This is a genomic window from Ideonella sp. A 288, from assembly GCF_002198735.1.
GTDB lineage: Bacteria > Pseudomonadota > Gammaproteobacteria > Burkholderiales > Burkholderiaceae_C > Pseudaquabacterium.
The window spans coordinates 28,476-45,183 of the sequence record NZ_MWLO01000105.1 but is presented as its reverse complement, the minus strand read 5'-3'; the positions used below and the strand labels follow the sequence as shown (position 1 = coordinate 45,183).

16 protein-coding genes are annotated in these 16,708 nt (G+C 68.7%); 1 reads left to right on the top strand and 15 read right to left on the bottom strand.

What is annotated here, in order from left to right; all coding sequences use genetic code 11:
* Positions 1-29 precede the first annotated feature (29 nt).
* Positions 30-2,438, bottom strand: coding sequence for a phosphoenolpyruvate synthase (gene ppsA, locus EOINJALH_RS10360; RefSeq protein WP_088280275.1), 2,409 nt, complete (start codon positions 2,436-2,438; stop codon positions 30-32).
* A 200-nt stretch (positions 2,439-2,638) separates the two neighbouring features.
* Here ppsA and EOINJALH_RS10355 point away from each other — a divergent pair, with 200 nt between their 5' ends.
* Complete coding sequence (locus EOINJALH_RS10355) at positions 2,639-3,463, top strand: pyruvate, water dikinase regulatory protein (protein WP_088280274.1); 825 nt, start codon at positions 2,639-2,641, stop codon at positions 3,461-3,463.
* Between the two features lie 25 nt (positions 3,464-3,488).
* On the opposite strand, the gene EOINJALH_RS10350 is transcribed toward EOINJALH_RS10355, so the two are convergent.
* The 14 genes from EOINJALH_RS10350 to pyrH are packed head-to-tail and all read right to left on the bottom strand — an operon-like array spanning position 3,489 to position 16,650.
* The gene (locus EOINJALH_RS10350; protein WP_404872751.1) at positions 3,489-4,262 is read right to left on the bottom strand and encodes a TrmH family RNA methyltransferase; all 774 of its coding nucleotides are present in this window, start codon (positions 4,260-4,262) and stop codon (positions 3,489-3,491) included.
* The gene (rnhB, locus tag EOINJALH_RS10345) at positions 4,259-4,939 is read right to left on the bottom strand and encodes a ribonuclease HII (protein ID WP_088280293.1); all 681 of its coding nucleotides are present in this window, start codon (positions 4,937-4,939) and stop codon (positions 4,259-4,261) included. The genes EOINJALH_RS10350 and rnhB overlap by 4 nt, the downstream gene beginning before the upstream one ends.
* Positions 4,911-6,056 (bottom strand): lipid-A-disaccharide synthase, encoded by a 1,146-nt coding sequence (lpxB, locus tag EOINJALH_RS10340; RefSeq protein ID WP_088280272.1) that lies wholly within the window; start codon positions 6,054-6,056, stop codon positions 4,911-4,913. The genes rnhB and lpxB overlap by 29 nt, the downstream gene beginning before the upstream one ends.
* A gap of 7 nt (positions 6,057-6,063) precedes the next feature.
* The gene (gene lpxA / locus EOINJALH_RS10335) at positions 6,064-6,855 is read right to left on the bottom strand and encodes an acyl-ACP--UDP-N-acetylglucosamine O-acyltransferase (protein WP_088280292.1); all 792 of its coding nucleotides are present in this window, start codon (positions 6,853-6,855) and stop codon (positions 6,064-6,066) included.
* 11 nt (positions 6,856-6,866) lie between these two features.
* On the bottom strand, positions 6,867-7,307 hold the full coding sequence (gene fabZ / locus EOINJALH_RS10330; RefSeq protein WP_088280291.1) for a 3-hydroxyacyl-ACP dehydratase FabZ: 441 nt from the start codon (positions 7,305-7,307) through the stop codon (positions 6,867-6,869).
* Positions 7,308-7,315: 8 nt separating this feature from the next.
* Positions 7,316-8,344: a UDP-3-O-(3-hydroxymyristoyl)glucosamine N-acyltransferase gene (lpxD, locus tag EOINJALH_RS10325; RefSeq protein ID WP_088280290.1), complete on the bottom strand. Its 1,029-nt coding sequence runs from the start codon at positions 8,342-8,344 to the stop codon at positions 7,316-7,318.
* Positions 8,345-8,356: 12 nt separating this feature from the next.
* Positions 8,357-8,875, bottom strand: a complete 519-nt coding sequence (locus tag EOINJALH_RS10320; RefSeq protein ID WP_088280271.1) for an OmpH family outer membrane protein — start codon at positions 8,873-8,875, stop codon at positions 8,357-8,359.
* Positions 8,875-11,178, bottom strand: coding sequence for an outer membrane protein assembly factor BamA (bamA, locus tag EOINJALH_RS10315; RefSeq protein WP_088280270.1), 2,304 nt, complete (start codon positions 11,176-11,178; stop codon positions 8,875-8,877). The genes EOINJALH_RS10320 and bamA overlap by 1 nt, the downstream gene beginning before the upstream one ends.
* A 7-nt stretch (positions 11,179-11,185) precedes the next feature.
* A complete protein-coding gene (gene rseP / locus EOINJALH_RS10310) occupies positions 11,186-12,556 on the bottom strand; it encodes an RIP metalloprotease RseP (RefSeq protein WP_088280269.1) in 1,371 nt (456 codons plus the stop codon).
* The gene (ispC, locus tag EOINJALH_RS10305; protein WP_088280268.1) at positions 12,553-13,743 is read right to left on the bottom strand and encodes a 1-deoxy-D-xylulose-5-phosphate reductoisomerase; all 1,191 of its coding nucleotides are present in this window, start codon (positions 13,741-13,743) and stop codon (positions 12,553-12,555) included. Before ispC ends, rseP begins: the two co-directional genes overlap by 4 nt.
* Before the next feature lie 14 nt (positions 13,744-13,757).
* Complete coding sequence (locus EOINJALH_RS10300) at positions 13,758-14,597, bottom strand: phosphatidate cytidylyltransferase (protein WP_088280267.1); 840 nt, start codon at positions 14,595-14,597, stop codon at positions 13,758-13,760.
* Between the two features lie 11 nt (positions 14,598-14,608).
* A complete protein-coding gene (gene uppS / locus EOINJALH_RS10295) occupies positions 14,609-15,325 on the bottom strand; it encodes a polyprenyl diphosphate synthase (RefSeq protein ID WP_088280266.1) in 717 nt (238 codons plus the stop codon).
* Between the two features lie 38 nt (positions 15,326-15,363).
* A complete protein-coding gene (gene frr, locus EOINJALH_RS10290; protein ID WP_088280265.1) occupies positions 15,364-15,924 on the bottom strand; it encodes a ribosome recycling factor in 561 nt (186 codons plus the stop codon).
* A gap of 15 nt (positions 15,925-15,939) precedes the next feature.
* Positions 15,940-16,650, bottom strand: coding sequence for a UMP kinase (gene pyrH, locus EOINJALH_RS10285; RefSeq protein ID WP_088280264.1), 711 nt, complete (start codon positions 16,648-16,650; stop codon positions 15,940-15,942).
* Positions 16,651-16,708 lie beyond the last annotated feature (58 nt).

The window sequence follows — 16,708 nt, the reverse complement described above, 5'->3', positions numbered from 1 at the left end:
GGCGCCGTGACGAGGCCCTCGTCAGGCGGTCAGGCGCCGGCCAGCCGCACCCAGGTGTCCACCACGCTGTCCGGGTTGAGGGAGATGGACACGATGCCTTCCGCGGCCAGCCAGTCGGCGAAGTCGGGGTGGTCGCTGGGGCCCTGTCCGCAGATGCCGATGTACTTGCCGGTGGCGCGGCAGGCCGCAATGGCCCGCGAGATCAGCGCCTTGACGGCGGGGTCGCGTTCGTCGAAGTCCTCGGCCAACTGGGCCAGGCCGGAGTCGCGGTCCAGGCCCAGCGTCAGCTGCGTCAGGTCGTTCGAGCCGATCGACATGCCGTCGAAGTACTCGAGGAACTGGTCGGCCAGGATCGCGTTGCTCGGCACCTCGCACATCATGATCAGGCGCAGGCCGTTCTGGCCACGCGCCAGGCCACGGCCAGCCAGCAGTTGCGTCACCCGCTCGGCCTGGCGCACGGTGCGCACGAAGGGCACCATGATCTCGACGTTCGTCAGGCCCATCTCGTTGCGCACGCGCTTGAGGGCTTCGCATTCCATGCCGAAGGCATCGGCGAAGTCGCCGCTGATGTAGCGCGACGCGCCGCGGAAGCCCAGCATCGGATTTTCTTCGTCCGGCTCGTAGCGCTTGCCGCCGATGAGCTTGCGGTACTCGTTGGATTTGAAGTCGGACAGCCGCACGATCACCGTCTTGGGCCAGAACGCGGCGGCGATGGTGGCCACGCCCTCGACGAGCTTGTCGACGTAGAACGCGCGCGGCGACGCGTGGCCGCGGGCCACCGACTCGACGGCCTTCTTCAGGTCGGGGTCGACGTTGGGGTAGTCGAGGATCGCCTTCGGGTGCACGCCGATGTTGTTGTTGATGATGAACTCGAGCCGCGCCAGGCCGACGCCCGAATTCGGGATCTGCGCGAAGTCGAAGGCCAGCGTCGGGTTGCCGACGTTCATCATGATCTTGATCGGGCTGTAGGGCATCTCGCCGCGCCGCACCTCGGAGATCTCGGTCTCGAGCAGGCCGTCGTAGATGAAGCCGGTGTCGCCCTCGCTGCACACCACGGTGACGAGGGCACCGTCGGCCAGTCGCTCGGTGGCGTCGCCGCAGCCCACCACCGCCGGGATGCCCAGTTCGCGCGCGATGATGGCCGCATGGCAGGTGCGGCCGCCACGGTTGGTGACGATGGCCGAGGCGCGCTTCATCACCGGCTCCCAGTTGGGATCGGTCATGTCGGTGACCAGCACATCGCCGGGCTGCACGCGGTCCATCTCGGCGATCGAGTGCACCAGCCGCACGGGGCCGGTGCCGATCTTCTGGCCGATGGCCCGGCCTTCGGCCAGCAGCGTGGACGTGCGGCCGGCATTGCCCTTCAGGCGGTACTTGTGCTCCACCTGCGACGCCGACTGGCTCTTCACGGTCTCGGGCCGGGCCTGCAGGATGTAGAGCTTGCCGTCGACACCATCTTTGCCCCACTCGATGTCCATCGCGCGGCCGTAGTGCTGCTCGATGACGAGTGCGTAGCGGGCCAGCTCGATGACGTCGGCGTCGACCAGCGAATAGCGGTTGCGCAGTTCGGGCGGCGTGTCGACGGTGCGCACCAGGCGGCCGGTGGCCAGGCGGTCCTGGTCACTGGCAAACTCCATGCGGATGAGCTTGGAACCCAGCGAACGGCGGATGATCGGTAGCCGGCCGGCCTTCAGCCCGGGCTTGTGCACGTAGAACTCGTCGGGGTTGACGGCGCCCTGCACCACCGTCTCGCCCAGGCCGTAGCTGGCGGTGATGAAGACCACGTCCTCGAAGCCAGACTCGGTGTCGATGGTGAACATCACGCCGGCGGCACCGAGGTCGGAGCGCACCATGCGCTGCACGCCGGCCGACAGCGCCACGTCGTGGTGGGCATAGCCCTTGTGCACGCGGTAGCTGATGGCGCGGTCGTTGTAGAGCGAGGCAAACACCTCCTTCATCTTGTGCAGCACGTCGTCGATGCCATGCACGTTGAGGAAGGTCTCCTGCTGGCCGGCAAAGGACGCGTCCGGCATGTCCTCGGCGGTGGCCGACGAGCGCACGGCGAAGCTGGCGTCGGCGTTGTCGCGGGTGAGGTCGGCAAACGACTGCCGCACCGCCGCCTCGAAATCGGCCGGGAACGGCGCGTCGACGACCCAGCCGCGGATCTCGGCGCCGGCCTGGGCCAGCGCCTTGACGTCATCGGTGTCCAACGCCGACAGGCGCGCGCTGATGCGGTCGGTGAGACCACCGTGGTGCAGGAACTCGCGAAAGGCGTGGGCCGTGGTGGCGAACCCGCCGGGCACACGCACCCCGGAGGCAGCCAGCTGGCTGATCATTTCGCCGAGGCTGGCGTTCTTGCCGCCGACCACCTCGACATCGGTCATCCTCAGTTGTTCGAACGGAACGACCAGGGCGGTCGCCAGAGGAAGGGTTGACATGGGAAAGCTCCGTGATGGTGAGAAACCGGGGTGGCCTGGAAAGCGACACGGCTCCCCACCGCCACACGGCGGCCATCGGGGGAGGGGCGGAACGGGGTCATCGCGGGTGTCGCTGCATCGGGCGCGTTGTCGTCGATTCTACGGACGATGCGCCTATGATCCCTGAAGATCGGCTGAAGGCCGAGCAACGGGAAGTTCCCATGCCCCATCGAAGCGTGTTCTTTGTATCGGACGGCACCGGCATCACCGCCGAGACCTTCGGCAATTCCATCCTGGCCCAGTTCTCGGCCAAGCCCCGCCATGTGCGGCGGCCCTTCATCGACACGGTCGAGAAGGCCCGCGCGGTGGTCGGCGAGATCAACCAGGTGGCGCGGGCGGAAGGCTGCCGTCCGATCGTCTTCATCACGCTGGTGAACGACGAGGTGCGCAGCATCGTCACCTCGCCCGACTGCCTGGGCATGGCGCTGGACATGTTCCGTGCCTTCGTCGAGCCGCTGGAAGTGGAGTTCGGCATGAAGAGCAACCACCGCGTCGGGCGCTTTTCCGATGCGGCCAAGAGCTCCGAGTACAACGACCGCATCGAGGCCATCAACTTCTCGCTGGCCCACGACGACGGCCAGTCGTCGCGCAACCTGGACAGTGCCGACGTGATCCTGCTCGGCGTCAGCCGCTGTGGCAAGACGCCGACCTCGCTGTACCTGGCCATGCAACACGGCATCAAGGCCGCGAACTACCCGCTGGTGCCCGAGGACTTCGAGCGCGGCAAGCTGCCCAAGTCGGTGAACGAGCACCTGAGCAAGTGCTTCGGCCTGACCATCGACCCCGAGCGGCTTTCGCAGATCCGCAACGAGCGCCGCCAGGGCAGCAAGTACGCGTCGATCGAAAACTGCCGCTACGAGGTGAACGAGGCCGAAGCCATGATGCGACGCCACGGCGTGTCGTGGCTGAGTTCGACGCACAAGTCGATCGAGGAGATCGCCACCACCATCCTGCGCGACATCCGGCCGGACCGCTTGATCTACTGAGCCTGGCCGGGCCGCGCCGACGCGGTCAACCGCGCTGGCGCTGCGACTCGTAGAGGCAGACCGCGGCGGCGGCGGCGACGTTGAGCGATTCCTCGCCCCCCGGCTGCGGGATGCGCACCACTTGGCTGCAGCGTGACAGCAGTGCCTCGTCGACGCCCTGCCCTTCGTGCCCCACCAGCCAGGCGCAGGGCCAAGGCAGCTTCGCCTGCGGCAGCAGGCGATCGGTGCGCAGGCTGGTGCCGATCCAGGGCACGGCCAGGGCCGACAGGTCGGCGGAGTCCAGGCCTTCGACCAGGTGCAGGCCGAAATGCGCACCCATGCCGGCGCGCAGCACCTTGGGCGACCACAGCCCGGCCGTGCCTTGCAGGGCCAGCACCTGGGCCACGCCGAAGGCTGCCGCGCTGCGCAGGATGCTGCCGACGTTGCCGGCGTCCTGCACGCGGTCGAGCACGACGCTGGCGGCATCGGGCCGCAGGGCCTGACCGACGGGCAGCGCCACCAGGAAGCCGAGCCTCCCCGGCGAGCCGAGCGTGCTGACCGAGTCGAACAGGGCATCGGGCACCACCACGATGCGCGCTGCCGAGGCCGCCAGAGCCCGCAGCGCCGGCTGCTGCCAGGCAGAGTCGGACACCACCGCCTGCGCCGGCCGGCCGCCGTGCTGGCACAGGGCGCTGCACAGGTGCTCGCCTTCGAGCCAGGCCTCGCCAAGCCGGCGGTAGGCCGTCGGGTCGCGGGCCATCTTGCGCAGGCGCTGCAACAGCGGGTTGTCGCGCGAACTGACAAGCACCGGTTCGGTCACGGTGCGCGTCCAACGGCCCGGGCCATGCCGTCCGGCAGGTCTGAGGAGGTCCTGCACGCGAGCGCCTCGCGCACCGGCGCATAACTCACACGGTGCGCAACACATGGGCCGATCTGCCGCAGCACCGCCAGGTGCTGGGCCGTCGGGTAGCCCTTGTGGACGGCAAAGCCGTAGGCGGGGTGCGCGTCGTGCAGACCTTCGCACAGGCGGTCACGGTGCACCTTGGCCAGGATCGATGCGGCCGAGATGGCCGCCACCCGCGCATCCCCCTTGACCACGGCCGCCGCCTGCATCGGCAAGGTCGGCAGGCGATTGCCATCGACCACCACCCGCTTGGGCACCAGCCGCAGGCCGGCCACCGCACGCTGCATGGCCAGCAGCGTGGCTTGCAGGATGTTCAGGCGGTCGATCTCCTCGACGCTGGCCTCGGCGACGCAGCAAGCCAGCGCCTTGGCGCGGACCTCGTCGTACAGCTGGTCTCGGCGGCGGGCCGTCAGGGCCTTCGAATCGGCCAAGCCCTCGATGCGATGCAGGTCGTCCAGGATCACGGCCGCAGCCACCACCGGGCCCGCCAGCGGGCCGCGCCCGGCCTCGTCGACGCCGGCCACCAGGCCGGGTGCATCCCAGCCGGGGCCGAGCGTGCGCAGGTCAAGCGCCGAGGACTTGCGCGATGGCATCGGTGGCGCGCCGGGCGGTGTCCTGGCGAAGTTGATGGTGCAGATCGAGAAAGCGCCGCTGCAATGCGCTCACGCGGGGCGCGTCGTCGAGCCAGGCCAGCGTATCGCGAGCCAGCGCCTCGGGCGTGGCGGCCTCCTGGATGAGTTCGGGCACAACGAATTCGCGGCAGAGGATGTTGGGCAGGCCGAACCAGGGCTGGTAGCTCATGCGCTTCATGCGCTGCCAGTTCAGCCAGGCCAGATGGTAGGTGATGACCATCGGCCGCTTGAAGAGTGCCGCCTCCAGCGTGGCGGTGCCACTGGCGATCAGGGTCACGTCGCAAGCGGCCAGCGCCTCGTGCGAACGGCCGTCGAGCAGGCGGATGGGCACGCTGGGCGCATGTCGGGCCAGCAGGGGCTCCACCAGCGGCCTCAGCCCGGGCGACACGGGCAGCACGAAGTCGAGATGCGGACGCAGGCCGTGCATCAGCGCCGCCGCCGCCGCGATGCGTGGCGCGATCTGCGCGATCTCGCTGTGGCGGCTGCCGGGCAGCAAGGCCACGACCTGCGCGCGGTCGGACAGGCCGAGCGCCACGCGCGCCGCGGATCGGGGAGGATCGATCGGGATCGCGTCGGCCAGCGGGTGGCCGACGAAGGTGGCCGCGATGCCGTGCGCGTGCAGCAGCGCGGGCTCGAACGGGAACAGGCACAGCACATGATCTGCCGCACGGGCGAGCTTGTGCACCCGCTCGCGGCGCCAGGCCCAGATCGACGGGCAGACGAAATGAAGCGTCTTGATGCCCGCCTCGCGCAGACGGGTCTCGAGCCCGAAATTGAAGTCCGGCGCGTCGACGCCGATGAAGGCCGAGGGACGGTCTTGCAGCAGGCGCTGCGCCAAATGGCGGCGGATGCGCAGCAACTCGGGCAGACGCGCCAGCGCGTCGACATAGCCGAAAACCGACAGGCGCTCGTGCGGCCACCACGCCTCGAAGCCCTGCTCGGCCATGCGAGGCCCGCCGATGCCCATCGACCGGCTACCCGGCCAGCGGGCGCGCACGCCGCGCAGCAACAGGCCGGCAAGCAGGTCGCCGGAGGCCTCGCCGGCGACCATCGCCAGCCGCGGCGCCGCATCGGTCATGCGAGCGTCAGCGGACCAGGCCGCGGGTGGACGCAGCCAGGAATTCCAGCATCACCTGCACGTCACCATCGGCCGCGGGGTCGCCCTGGCCGCGCAAGGACTCGATCCGGGCGCGGGCCTGTTCCAGCGGGAGCGAGTCGCGGAAGATGAGCTTGTGCATCCTGCGGATCAGCGCGATCCGCCCGGGGCTGAAATCCCGGCGCTTGAGGCCGGTGACGTTCACCGCACGGGTGGCCAGCGGGTTGCCGTCCACCGTCATGAAGGGGGCCACGTCCTGGGCGACGTGCCCCTGGAAGCCGACCATGGCGTGCGCGCCGATCTTCACGAACTGGTGCACGCCCGTCAGCCCGCCGATCACCGCCCAGTCGCCCACGCGCACATGGCCGGCCAGCGTGGCGTTGTTGGCCAGGATGGTGTGGCTGCCCAGTTGCACGTCGTGGGCGATGTGCACATAGGCCATCACCCAGTTGTCGCTGCCGATGCGCGTGACACCCTGCTCCTTGAAGGTGCCAGTGTTGAAGGTGCAGAACTCGCGCACCGTGTTGCGGTCGCCGATCACCAGTTCGGTGACTTCGCCGCCGTGGCTCATGTCCTGCGGCATGCCGCCGATCGAACTGAACGGGTGGAAGCGGTTGTCGCGGCCGATGGTGGTGCGGCCGTCGATCACGCAGTGCGCGCCGACGACGCTGCCAGCACCGATGCGCACCTGCGCACCGATGACGGCGTAGGGGCCGATCTCGACGTCATCGGCCAATTCCGCACCCGCGTCGACGATCGCGGTGGCATGGACCTTCGCCATCGCCCGCTCCGTCAGGTCACGCGGCGCATCGTGCACATCAGCTCGGCCTCGACGGCGGTCTCGCCGTCGACGCTGGCGCGCGCCTTGTACTTGTAGATGCCGCCCTTGACGCGATCGATGGAGGCTTCGAGGATGAGTTGGTCGCCGGGCTCGACCACACGCTTGAAGCGCGCGCCGTCGATGCCGACGAAGTACACCACCATGTCGTCGTCGAGTTCGCCGCCCATCGACTCGAACGACAACAGCGCGGCGGCCTGCGCCAGCGCTTCGAGCATCAGCACGCCCGGCATCACCGGCCGATTCGGAAAATGGCCGGTGAAGAACGGCTCGTTGATCGTGACGTTCTTCAGCGCCTTGATGGACTTGTCCTTTTCGAGCGCGATCACCCGGTCGACCAGCAGGATCGGGTACCGGTGCGGCAGCTTCTTGAGGATCTTGTGGATGTCGAGCACGGGTGCGGTCATGATTTCTTCTCGAGGGCGCGCAGCCGGTCGCGCAGGGTGTGCAGCTGTTTCAGCGTGGCGGCATTCTTCTCCCACGACGCATTGTCGTCGAAGGGAAACAGGCCGCTGTACTGGCCCGGCTTGAGGATCGACCGGGTGACCACCGTGGCCGCCGTGATGTGCACATGGTCGACCAGTTGCAGGTGGCCGAGGATGATGGCGCCGCCGCCCGCGGTGCAATGGCGTCCGATGACCGCGCTGCCGGCGATGCCCACGCATCCGGCCATGGCGCTGTGCGCCCCGATGCGCACGTTGTGGCCCACCTGGATCAGGTTGTCGAGCTTGACGCCGTCCTCGATCACCGTGTCGTCTAGGGCACCACGGTCGATGCAGGTGTTGGCGCCGATCTCGACGTCGTCGCCGATGCGCACCGCCCCGAGTTGCTCGATCTTCTCCCAGCGGCCCTGCGTGGGCGCGAAGCCGAAGCCGTCGGCGCCGATCACCACGCCGCCATGCACGATGCCACGCGCGCCGATGCGGCAGGCATCGCCCAGCGTCACCCTGGGGGCCAGGCGCGTGCACTCGCCCACCTGGGCCCCGGGGCCGATGTGTGCGTGGCTGCCGATCACAGCCCCTGAGCCGATGATGGCGCCGCTGGCCACGTAGGACAGTGCGCCCACCGAGGCCGACGCATCGACAAGTGCCCCGGCTTCGACCACCGCGCTGGGGTGGATGCCGGGCGTGGCGACCGCGCGCCGCCGAGCCGCCCACCACTGGGTGAGTCGCGCGAAATAGAGGTAAGGGTCGTCGGCGACGATCGCCGCGCCGCGAGCCACGGCCGCCTCGCGCATCGCGGGCGAGACGATCACGCACGCCGCCGCCGTGGACCCCAGCTGGGCGGCGTAGCGCGGGTTGGACAGGAAGCTCAGGCTGGCGGCATCGGCCGACTCCAGCGGCGCCAGGCGATCGATGACCAGCCGGGGATCGCCGCTCAGCGTGCCGCCGAGCGCGGCGACGATGTCGGCCAGCCGCACCTCGGCGGGCACGGCCACGGGCCTTCAGCGCGCGGCAGGGGCCGCGTTCAACGCCTTGATCACCTTCTCGGTGATGTCGACGCGCGGGCCGGCGAACACGACGTCCTGCAGGATCAGGTCGTACTTCTCGGCGTCGAAGATCTGCTTGATGACCTTGTTGGCCCGCTCGACGAGCCCGGCGGTTTCTTCGTTGCGGCGCTGGTTGAGGTCTTCCTGGAACTCACGGCGCTTGCGTTGCAGGTCGCGGTCCTGCTCGACCAGGTCGCGCTGGCGGCGGTTGCGCTCGGCCTCGGACAGCGTCGGGGCGTCCTTCTCCAGCTTGTCGGCAGCGGCCTTCAGGCGGCCCGCCTGGTCGTTGAGGTCCTTGTCGCGCTTGGTGAAGTCGGACTCCATCCGCGCCAGGGCGGCCTTGGCAGGCGTGGCCTCGCGCAGCACACGTTCGCTGTTGACGTAGCCGATCTTCAACTCCTGCGCCACCGACGCGCCAACAGCGGCCAGGGAGCAGGCCACGAGGACGACGGACTTGAACAAGGTGGTCTTCATCAGAACGCGGTCCCGATCTGGAATTGGAAGCGTTGGATTCTATCCGTGGGCTGGCTGCGCAACGGCGTACCCCAGCTCAGCTTGAGCGGGCCCACCGGAGAGATCCAGGACAGGCCGAAGCCGGCCGAGGCGCGCAGGCTCTTGGCGTCCAGGCGCTCGCCTTCGCGCCAGACATTGCCCATGTCGGCAAACGCAAAGATGCGCAGCGACTTGTCGTTGCCGGTGCCCGGCACCGGGAAATACAACTCGCTGTTGAGGTTGAACTTGCTCGCCCCGCCGATGTAGGCGCCAGTGGGGTCGATGACCCCCAGCGACCCCTGCTCGAAGACGCGCACCGAGCCCAGGCCGCCACCGTAGAAGTTCTTGAACACCGGATACGGTCGGCCGCCGAGGCCCTTGCCATAGCCCAGTTCGGCGTTCAAGCCCAGCGTGAGCTTGCTGCCGATCGGGAAGAACTGCTGGTACTGCAGGTTGGACCGCAGGTAGCGCACGTCGCCGCCGGCGCTCCATTCGAGGTTGACGCGCTGGTAGCGGCCGGCGGTGGGCGTGAGGGCACTGTCGCGCTGATCGCGTGCCCAGCCGATGGTCAGCGGCAGCGACGTGCTGCGCGGCCCGTAGCGGAAGCGGTAGTCGAAATACTGGTTCGGGATGCCGGCCGTGGCGCCGATGTTGGTCTGCTCGAGGCCGATGCCGAAGAAGACGGTGTCGTACTCGGTGAACGGCACGCCGAAGCGGACCGAGCCGCCGGGGTTGGAGATCTGGTACTGGTCGCCCAGGCTGTTGTAGGGCCGCGAGGTGCGATAGAACAGGTCGATGCTGCGCGAGATGCCATCGACCGTGAAGTACGGGTCCATGGTGCTGAACACCAGACTGCGGGCGTTCTTGCTGGTGTTGAGTTCGAGGCCCAGGTAGTTGCCCGAGCCGAACACGTTGTCCTGCCGCACCGAGGCCGAGAAGGCCAGGCGGTCGGCGCTGGAAAAGCTCATGCCGACCTGCAGATTGCCGGTGGGCTTTTCGGTGACGTTGACCACCAGGTCGACCTGGTCGGGCGAATTGGCCACCTCGTTGGTCTCGACGGCCACTTCCTTGAAGTAGCCCAGCCGGTCGACACGGTCGCGCGAGAGCTTGATGCGCTCGCCGTCGTACCACGACGACTCGAGCTGGCGGAACTCGCGGCGCACGACTTCGTCGCGCGTGCGGGTGTTGCCGGCCACGTCGATGCGGCGCACGTAGACGCGGCGCTGCGGATCGGCCACCAGCGTCAGGGCCACCTGGCCGGTGGCGCGGTCGACCTCGGTGCGGGGTTCGACGCGGGCGAAGGCGTGTCCATAGGTGGCGAACAGGTCGGTGAAGGCCTTCACGGTGGCGGCCACGCCCGAGGCCTGATAGGCCTCGCCAGGACGGACGGTGACCAGGCTGCGGAACTGATCCTCGCGGCCGAAATACTCGCCCTGCAGCCGCACCGCCGTCACGGTGTAGGGCTGGCCCTCCTGCACGGTGATGGTGATCGAGATGTCCTGCTTGTCGGGCGAGATCGTCACCTGGGTGGAGGTGATGGCGAACTCGAGGTAGCCGCGGTTCAGGTAATAGGCCCGGATGGTGTCCAGGTCGGCATTGAGCTTGGCGCGCGAATAGCGGTCGTTCTTGGTGTACCAGGTGAGCCAGCCGCCCGCGGTGAGGTCCATCAGGTCCTTCAGCGTCGATTCGCCGAAGGCCTTGGTGCCGACGATGCGGATCTCCTTGATCTTGGCGGCATCGCCCTCGGTCATCGTGAAGCTGACGTTCACCCGGTTGCGGTCGGTGGGGGTGATGGTGGTCACCACCTCGGCGCCGTACAGGCTGCGCGACAGGTATTGGCGTTTGATTTCCTGCTCTGCGCGATCGACCAGGGCCTTGTCGAAGGGCAGGCCCTCGCCGATGCCGGCGTCGCGCAAGGACTTGATCAGCACGTCCTTGTCGAACTCTTTCAGGCCGACGAAGTTGACCGACTGGATGACCGGCCGCTCCTCGACGATGACGATGGCCACCTTGCCGTCGATCTCGATGCGCACGTCCTTGAACAGGCCGGTGGCGAACAAGGCACGCAGCGCGGCCGCGGCCTTGTCGTCGGTGTAGGTTTCACCGACGCGGAACGGCAGCGCGGCGAACACCGTGCCGGGGTCCGTGCGCTGCAGGCCTTCGACACGGATGTCCTGCAGCACGAAGGGCTCGGCGGCCAGTGACACCATCGGCGCCAGTGCCGCGGCAATGGCCACGACGGCGGCCGCAGGACGGAACAAGGTCGTCGGAAAGAGGGAGGTCATCGATGGGTCAGTGCAGGCCCAGCAAGCGAGCCACGTCGTTGAAGAGGGCCACGGACATCATCGCGAGGAGCACTGCGATGCCGCCGCGCTGGAGGCGCGCGAGCCACAGGTCCGAAACCGGGCGGCCGGTCAGGCCCTCGAAAAGATAATACATCAGGTGCCCACCGTCGAGCATCGGCAGCGGAAGCAGGTTCAGCACGCCCAGGCTGACGCTCACCAGGGCCAGGAAACCCAGGTAGTACACCAGGCCCTGGTTGACCGACTGGCCGGCGTAGTCTGCGATGGTCAGCGGGCCGCTCAGGTTGCGCACCGAGGCTTCGCCGATGAGCATGCGGCCGAGCATGCGCACCGTCAGCGCCGACACCTCCCAGGTGCGTTCGATGCCCTTGGCCAACGCATCGATCGGGCCGAGGCGCACATTGACCATGGCCGGCGGCTGGCCGACGAAGGCATCGATGCGCCCGACCTGGCGCTCACCGTCGCGCGCCAGGCGCGGGGTGATCGCGATGTCGATCCTGCGGCCGGCGCGTTCCACCTGCCAAGCCATCGGCGCGATGGGCGTGGCCGCCCCGGCGGCGCGGATGCGTTCGCGCAAGGCCTGGGCGTCGGTGACCGGTTGGCCATCGACGAGCAGCACGCGGTCGCCGCTGCGCAGGCCCGCCAACTCGGCCGGTCCGGCGGCCTTCACTTCGCCGATCACGGGCTCGCTGTAGGGTGCGCCCAGGCCGATGCGCCGCACCAGCGTCGCGTCGACCTGGCGACTGTCGATGGCGTCGAGCGCCAGGCGAAGCTCGCGCCGGCCATGGCCCTTGGCGTCGGTGACCGCCAGCACCAGCGTCTGCCCGTTCATGGCGTGCTGGGTGAGTTGCCAGCGCACGTCGCTGATCGACTGCACGTCGTGCCATTCGCCCTGCGGGTCCTGCCAGGCCTGCACCCAATCACCGCTGCGCATGCCAGCCGATTCGGCCACGCTGCCCTGCGCCGGCGCGCCGAGCAGCGCCTTGGGTTCGTCCATGCCGATGCCATGCGCCGCCGCATACAGCAGCACGGCCAACAGTAGGTTGGCAATCGGGCCGGCCGACACGATGGCCGTGCGCTTCCACAGCGACTGGCGGTTGAAAGCCTGCTCGACCTGGCCCGCAGGCACGTCACCCTCGCGCTCGTCGAGCATGCGCACATAGCCACCCAGCGGCAGGGCGCAGAGCACGAACTCGGTGTGATCGGGCGACGCCTGCCGGCGCCACAGCACCCGGCCGAAGCCGACCGAGAAGCGCAGCACCTTCACGCCGCAGGCCACCGCGACGCGGTAGTGGCCGTACTCGTGCACGACGATGAGCACGCCCAGCGTGAGAAGGAAGGCCAGCACGGTGGTGATCATCGGAGGACCTCCTGCACGACGGATTCGGCGGCACGGCGGGCTCGCCCGTCGAGCGCCAGCAGCGCCCCGACCGACGAGGCATCGCCAGCCTCGGGCCGCACCGAGTCGATGGTGCGGGCGTTGACGCGGTGGATGTCGGTGAAGCGGATGCGGCGGTCGAGGAAGGCGGCCACGGCCACCTCATTGGCGGCATTGAGCACGGCGGTGGCGCCGTCCGGGCCCCGGAGCGCCGCGTAGGCCAGGCCCAGGCCCGGGAAACGCGCGTCGTCCGGGGCCTCGAAGGTCAGCGCCCCGAGCGCCAGGAAATCCAGACGCTCGGCACCGGATTCGATGCGCTGCGGATGGGCCAGGCCCACGGCAATGGGCACGCGCATGTCGGGCGTGCCCAGTTGCGCCAGCACCGACGCGTCGCGGCACACCACCATCGAGTGGATGATGCTCTGCGGGTGCAGCACAACGCGGATGCGCGAGGGCTCGAGGTCGAACAGCCAGCGGGCCTCGATGACCTCGAGGGCCTTGTTCATCATCGTCGCCGAGTCGACCGAGATCTTGCGGCCCATCACCCAGTTGGGGTGCGCGCAGGCCTGTTCCGGGGTGACCTCGGTGAGGGTGGCCGGGTCGCGGGTGCGGAACGGCCCGCCCGAGGCGGTGAGCACGATGTGATCGATGCGCGCCGCCCAGGCGGCGGGGTCGTCCGGCAGGCACTGGAAGATGGCGGAGTGTTCGCTGTCGATCGGCAGCAGCGTGGCCCCACCGCACTTGACCGCGTCCATGAACAGGCGCCCACCGACGACGAGCGCCTCCTTGTTGGCCAGCATCAGGCGCTTGCCGGCCTGCGCCGCGGCCATGCACGGGGCCAGGCCCGCGGCGCCGACGATGGCGGCCATCACGGCGTCGACCTCCGGGTGCGAGGCCATCTGCACCAGCGCGTCGTCGCCGTGCAGCACGGTCGTGGTCACGCCGGCGGCCTGCAGCAGGTCGCGCGCCCGCGCCGCATCCGCCGCCGTGCCCAGCACGGCATAGCGCGGCCGCCAGCGAGTGCAAAGCTCGACCAGCGCGTCGACCCGCTGGTGGGCGGTGAGCGCCAGCACCTCGTAGCGCTCGGGGTGGCGGGCGATCACGTCGAGCGTGCTCAGCCCGACCGAGCCGGTGGCGCCGAGGATGCAGATGCGTTGCCGGTGGGTCATGGAGTGGCCCCGGATCACAGGCTGGCCAGCGCCATCGCAGCGGGCAGCACCGGCAGCAACGCATCGACGCGGTCGAGCACGCCACCATGCCCGGGCAGCAGGCGGCTCGAGTCCTTGGCGCCGGCGGCGCGCTTGACCAGCGACTCGAACAGATCGCCGACCACGCTCAATGCCGTCAAGCCGACCAGCGACAGCGCGAAACCCACCGGACCCAGGCGGTGCCACAGCACGGTGAACAGGCTGGGGTTGGCCGCGCCCAGGCGCACATCCGCGATCAGCCAGGCCACCGCCAGCAGCCCCACCCCGATGGCGCCGCTGTAGACCCCGGCCCAGCTCTTGCCGGGGCTGATGGTCGGGGCCAGCTTGCGCTTGCCGAAGGCGCGGCCACCGAAGTAGGCGGCGATGTCGGCCATCCAGACCACGCACATCGCCGACAGCAGGAAGTTCACGCCCTTGGCATGCGCGCCCACCATGGCCAGCCACGCGGTGCCCAGCAGCAGCACGCCCAGCACCCAGCGGACGCCCCACGGCAGCGTCGGCCAGCGCGACGGTCCGCCGCGCAAGGCCGCGCCGGCACCGACCACCCAGGCCAGCGTCGCCAGCCACCACAGCGGCGCGAGCGAGGCAGGGTTCGTCAGAAGGCCCAACACCGCCCAGCAACCGAGCGCCAGGCCGATGCCGACGGCCACCGCAACCGCCCCACCCGTCGGGTGGTTCAGACGGGCCCATTCCCATCCGGCCGCGCCGATCAGCACGAGCGTCAGCCATTGGAACGGCAACGGGCTGTCGGCCGCCAGGGCCGGCAATAGCACCGCCAGCAGTGCCAGCGCGGTGAGGATTCGCGGCAGGAGCATGTCGATGCCTGTCAGCGCGCGGCCATCGCGCCGACGTCGCCGAAGCGGCGCTCGCGGCCGGCGAACGAGGCCAGGGCCTGATCGAGTTCGGCCTCGCCGAAGTCGGGCCACAGGCAGTCGGAGAACACCATCTCGGTGTAGGCCATCTGCCAAAGCAGGAAATTGCTGATGCGCATTTCGCCGCCGGTGCGGATCAGCAGGTCGGGATCGGGTGCGTGGGCGGTGGCCATGAAGCGGCTCAGCGACTGCTCGTCGATCTGGTCTTCGCGCAGGCCCGCGGCCACAGCGCGCCGGCAGGCCTGGACGATGTCCCAGCGTCCACCGTAGTTGAAGGCCACCGACAGCGTGAGGCCCGTGTTGTCGCGGGTCAGCGCCTCGGCCTCGTCCCAGGCCTTGCGCAGGCGATCGGACACCGACTCGCGGTCACCGATGATGACGATGCGCACCCCGTCACCGGCCAACTTCGCCAGGTACTTGGTGACCGCGACGATCACCAGGCCCATCAGGCCGGACACCTCGTCCTCGGGACGCCGCCAGTTCTCGGACGAGAACGCGTACACCGTGAGGTAGCGGATGCCACGGCTGCGGCAACTGTCGATCACGCGCACCAGCGTGTCGACGCCGGCCTTGTGGCCGAAGAACCGGGGCAGGTAGCGCTTCTTAGCCCAACGCCCGTTGCCGTCCATCACGATGGCGACATGGCGTGGCACGGTGTCGGGCGATTGCATCGAGGGAAGTCGACCAGTGCCGTTCGAGCCGCAGGGGCTCAAACCGCCAGGATCTCGGCTTCCTTGGCGTGCACGAGTTTGTCGACCTCGGCAACGGTGCGGTCGGTGAGCTTCTGCACGTCGTCTTGCGCGCGGCGCTCCTCGTCCTCGGCGACCAGCTTGTCCTTGAGCAACTTCTTCAGGTGCTCGATGGCGTCGCGACGCAGATTGCGCACGGCGATCTTGCATTCCTCGCCGGCGTGGCGCACCACCTTGGTCAGATCGCGGCGGCGCTCTTCGGTCAGCGCAGGCATGGGCACGCGCAAGAGATCACCCTGCGACGCCGGATTGAGACCGAGGTCGCTTTCGCGGATGGCCTTCTCGATCTTCTGGGCCATGCCCTTTTCCCAGGGCTGGACGCTGATGGTGCGCGCGTCGAGCAGGGTCACATTGGCAACCTGGCTGATCGGCACCATGGAGCCGTAATAGTCCACGTGCACCTGATCGAGCAGGCCCGGATGGGCCCGGCCGGTGCGGATCTTCTGCAACTCGCCCTTGAAGGCCTCGACGGACTTGGCCATCTTGGTTTCGGCGGTTTTCTTGATGTCGGCAATGGTCATGATGGCATCAGTTCCTCAGACATGGACGAGCGTGCCTTCGTCCTCACCGAGCACCACGCGCTTGAGGGCGCCCGGCTTGACGATCGAGAACACCTTGATCGGCAGTTTCTGGTCGCGACACAGCGCAAAGGCGGTCGCGTCCATCACCTGCAGGTTGCGGGCGATGGCTTCGTCGAAGCTCACGGTGGAATAGCGCGTGGCCGTCGGATCCTTCTTGGGGTCGGCGGTGTAGACACCGTCGACCTTGGTGGCTTTCAGCACCACCTCTGCACCGATCTCGGCGCCACGCAGCGCGGCGGCCGTGTCGGTGGTGAAAAACGGGTTGCCGGTGCCGGCCGCGAAGACCACCACCTTGCCTTCTTCCAGGTACTGCAAGGCCTTGGGCCGCACGTAGGGCTCGACCACCTGCTCGATGCTGATGGCCGACATCACGCGGGCGGTCATGCCTTCCTGCCGCATGGTGTCGGCCAGCGCCAGCGAGTTCATCACGGTGGCCAGCATGCCCATGTAGTCGGCCGTGGCCCGGTCCATCCCGACCGAGCCGCCGGCCACGCCACGGAAGATGTTGCCCCCGCCGATGACCACGGCCACCTCGCAACCCAGCGCCGTGACCTCCTGCACTTCGCGCACCATGCGCACGATCGTGGCCCGGTTGATGCCATAGGCATCGTCGCCCATCAAGGCTTCACCGGAGAGCTTCAGAAGAATGCGCTTGTAGGCCGGCATGCAGTGGGGCTCCTCGGGAGGGTGGGCAAGGTGACGAGTTTAAGTGGGCTCGAGGGAC

What these genes read in the sequence shown, in the direction of transcription:
- frr (WP_088280265.1), bottom strand. Translation starts at nt 15,924, where the DNA reads ATGACCATTGCCGACATCAAGAAAACCGCCGAAACCAAGATGGCCAAG.
- bamA (WP_088280270.1), bottom strand. Translation starts at nt 11,178, where the DNA reads ATGACCTCCCTCTTTCCGACGACCTTGTTCCGTCCTGCGGCCGCCGTC.
- EOINJALH_RS10300 (WP_088280267.1), bottom strand. Translation starts at nt 14,597, where the DNA reads ATGCTCCTGCCGCGAATCCTCACCGCGCTGGCACTGCTGGCGGTGCTA.
- lpxB (WP_088280272.1), bottom strand. Translation starts at nt 6,056, where the DNA reads ATGACCGATGCGGCGCCGCGGCTGGCGATGGTCGCCGGCGAGGCCTCC.
- ppsA (WP_088280275.1), bottom strand. Translation starts at nt 2,438, where the DNA reads ATGTCAACCCTTCCTCTGGCGACCGCCCTGGTCGTTCCGTTCGAACAA.
- uppS (WP_088280266.1), bottom strand. Translation starts at nt 15,325, where the DNA reads ATGCAATCGCCCGACACCGTGCCACGCCATGTCGCCATCGTGATGGAC.
- rnhB (WP_088280293.1), bottom strand. Translation starts at nt 4,939, where the DNA reads ATGCCATCGCGCAAGTCCTCGGCGCTTGACCTGCGCACGCTCGGCCCC.
- lpxA (WP_088280292.1), bottom strand. Translation starts at nt 6,855, where the DNA reads ATGGCGAAGGTCCATGCCACCGCGATCGTCGACGCGGGTGCGGAATTG.
- ispC (WP_088280268.1), bottom strand. Translation starts at nt 13,743, where the DNA reads ATGACCCACCGGCAACGCATCTGCATCCTCGGCGCCACCGGCTCGGTC.
- EOINJALH_RS10320 (WP_088280271.1), bottom strand. Translation starts at nt 8,875, where the DNA reads ATGAAGACCACCTTGTTCAAGTCCGTCGTCCTCGTGGCCTGCTCCCTG.
- EOINJALH_RS10355 (WP_088280274.1), top strand. Translation starts at nt 2,639, where the DNA reads ATGCCCCATCGAAGCGTGTTCTTTGTATCGGACGGCACCGGCATCACC.
- rseP (WP_088280269.1), bottom strand. Translation starts at nt 12,556, where the DNA reads ATGATCACCACCGTGCTGGCCTTCCTTCTCACGCTGGGCGTGCTCATC.
- pyrH (WP_088280264.1), bottom strand. Translation starts at nt 16,650, where the DNA reads ATGCCGGCCTACAAGCGCATTCTTCTGAAGCTCTCCGGTGAAGCCTTG.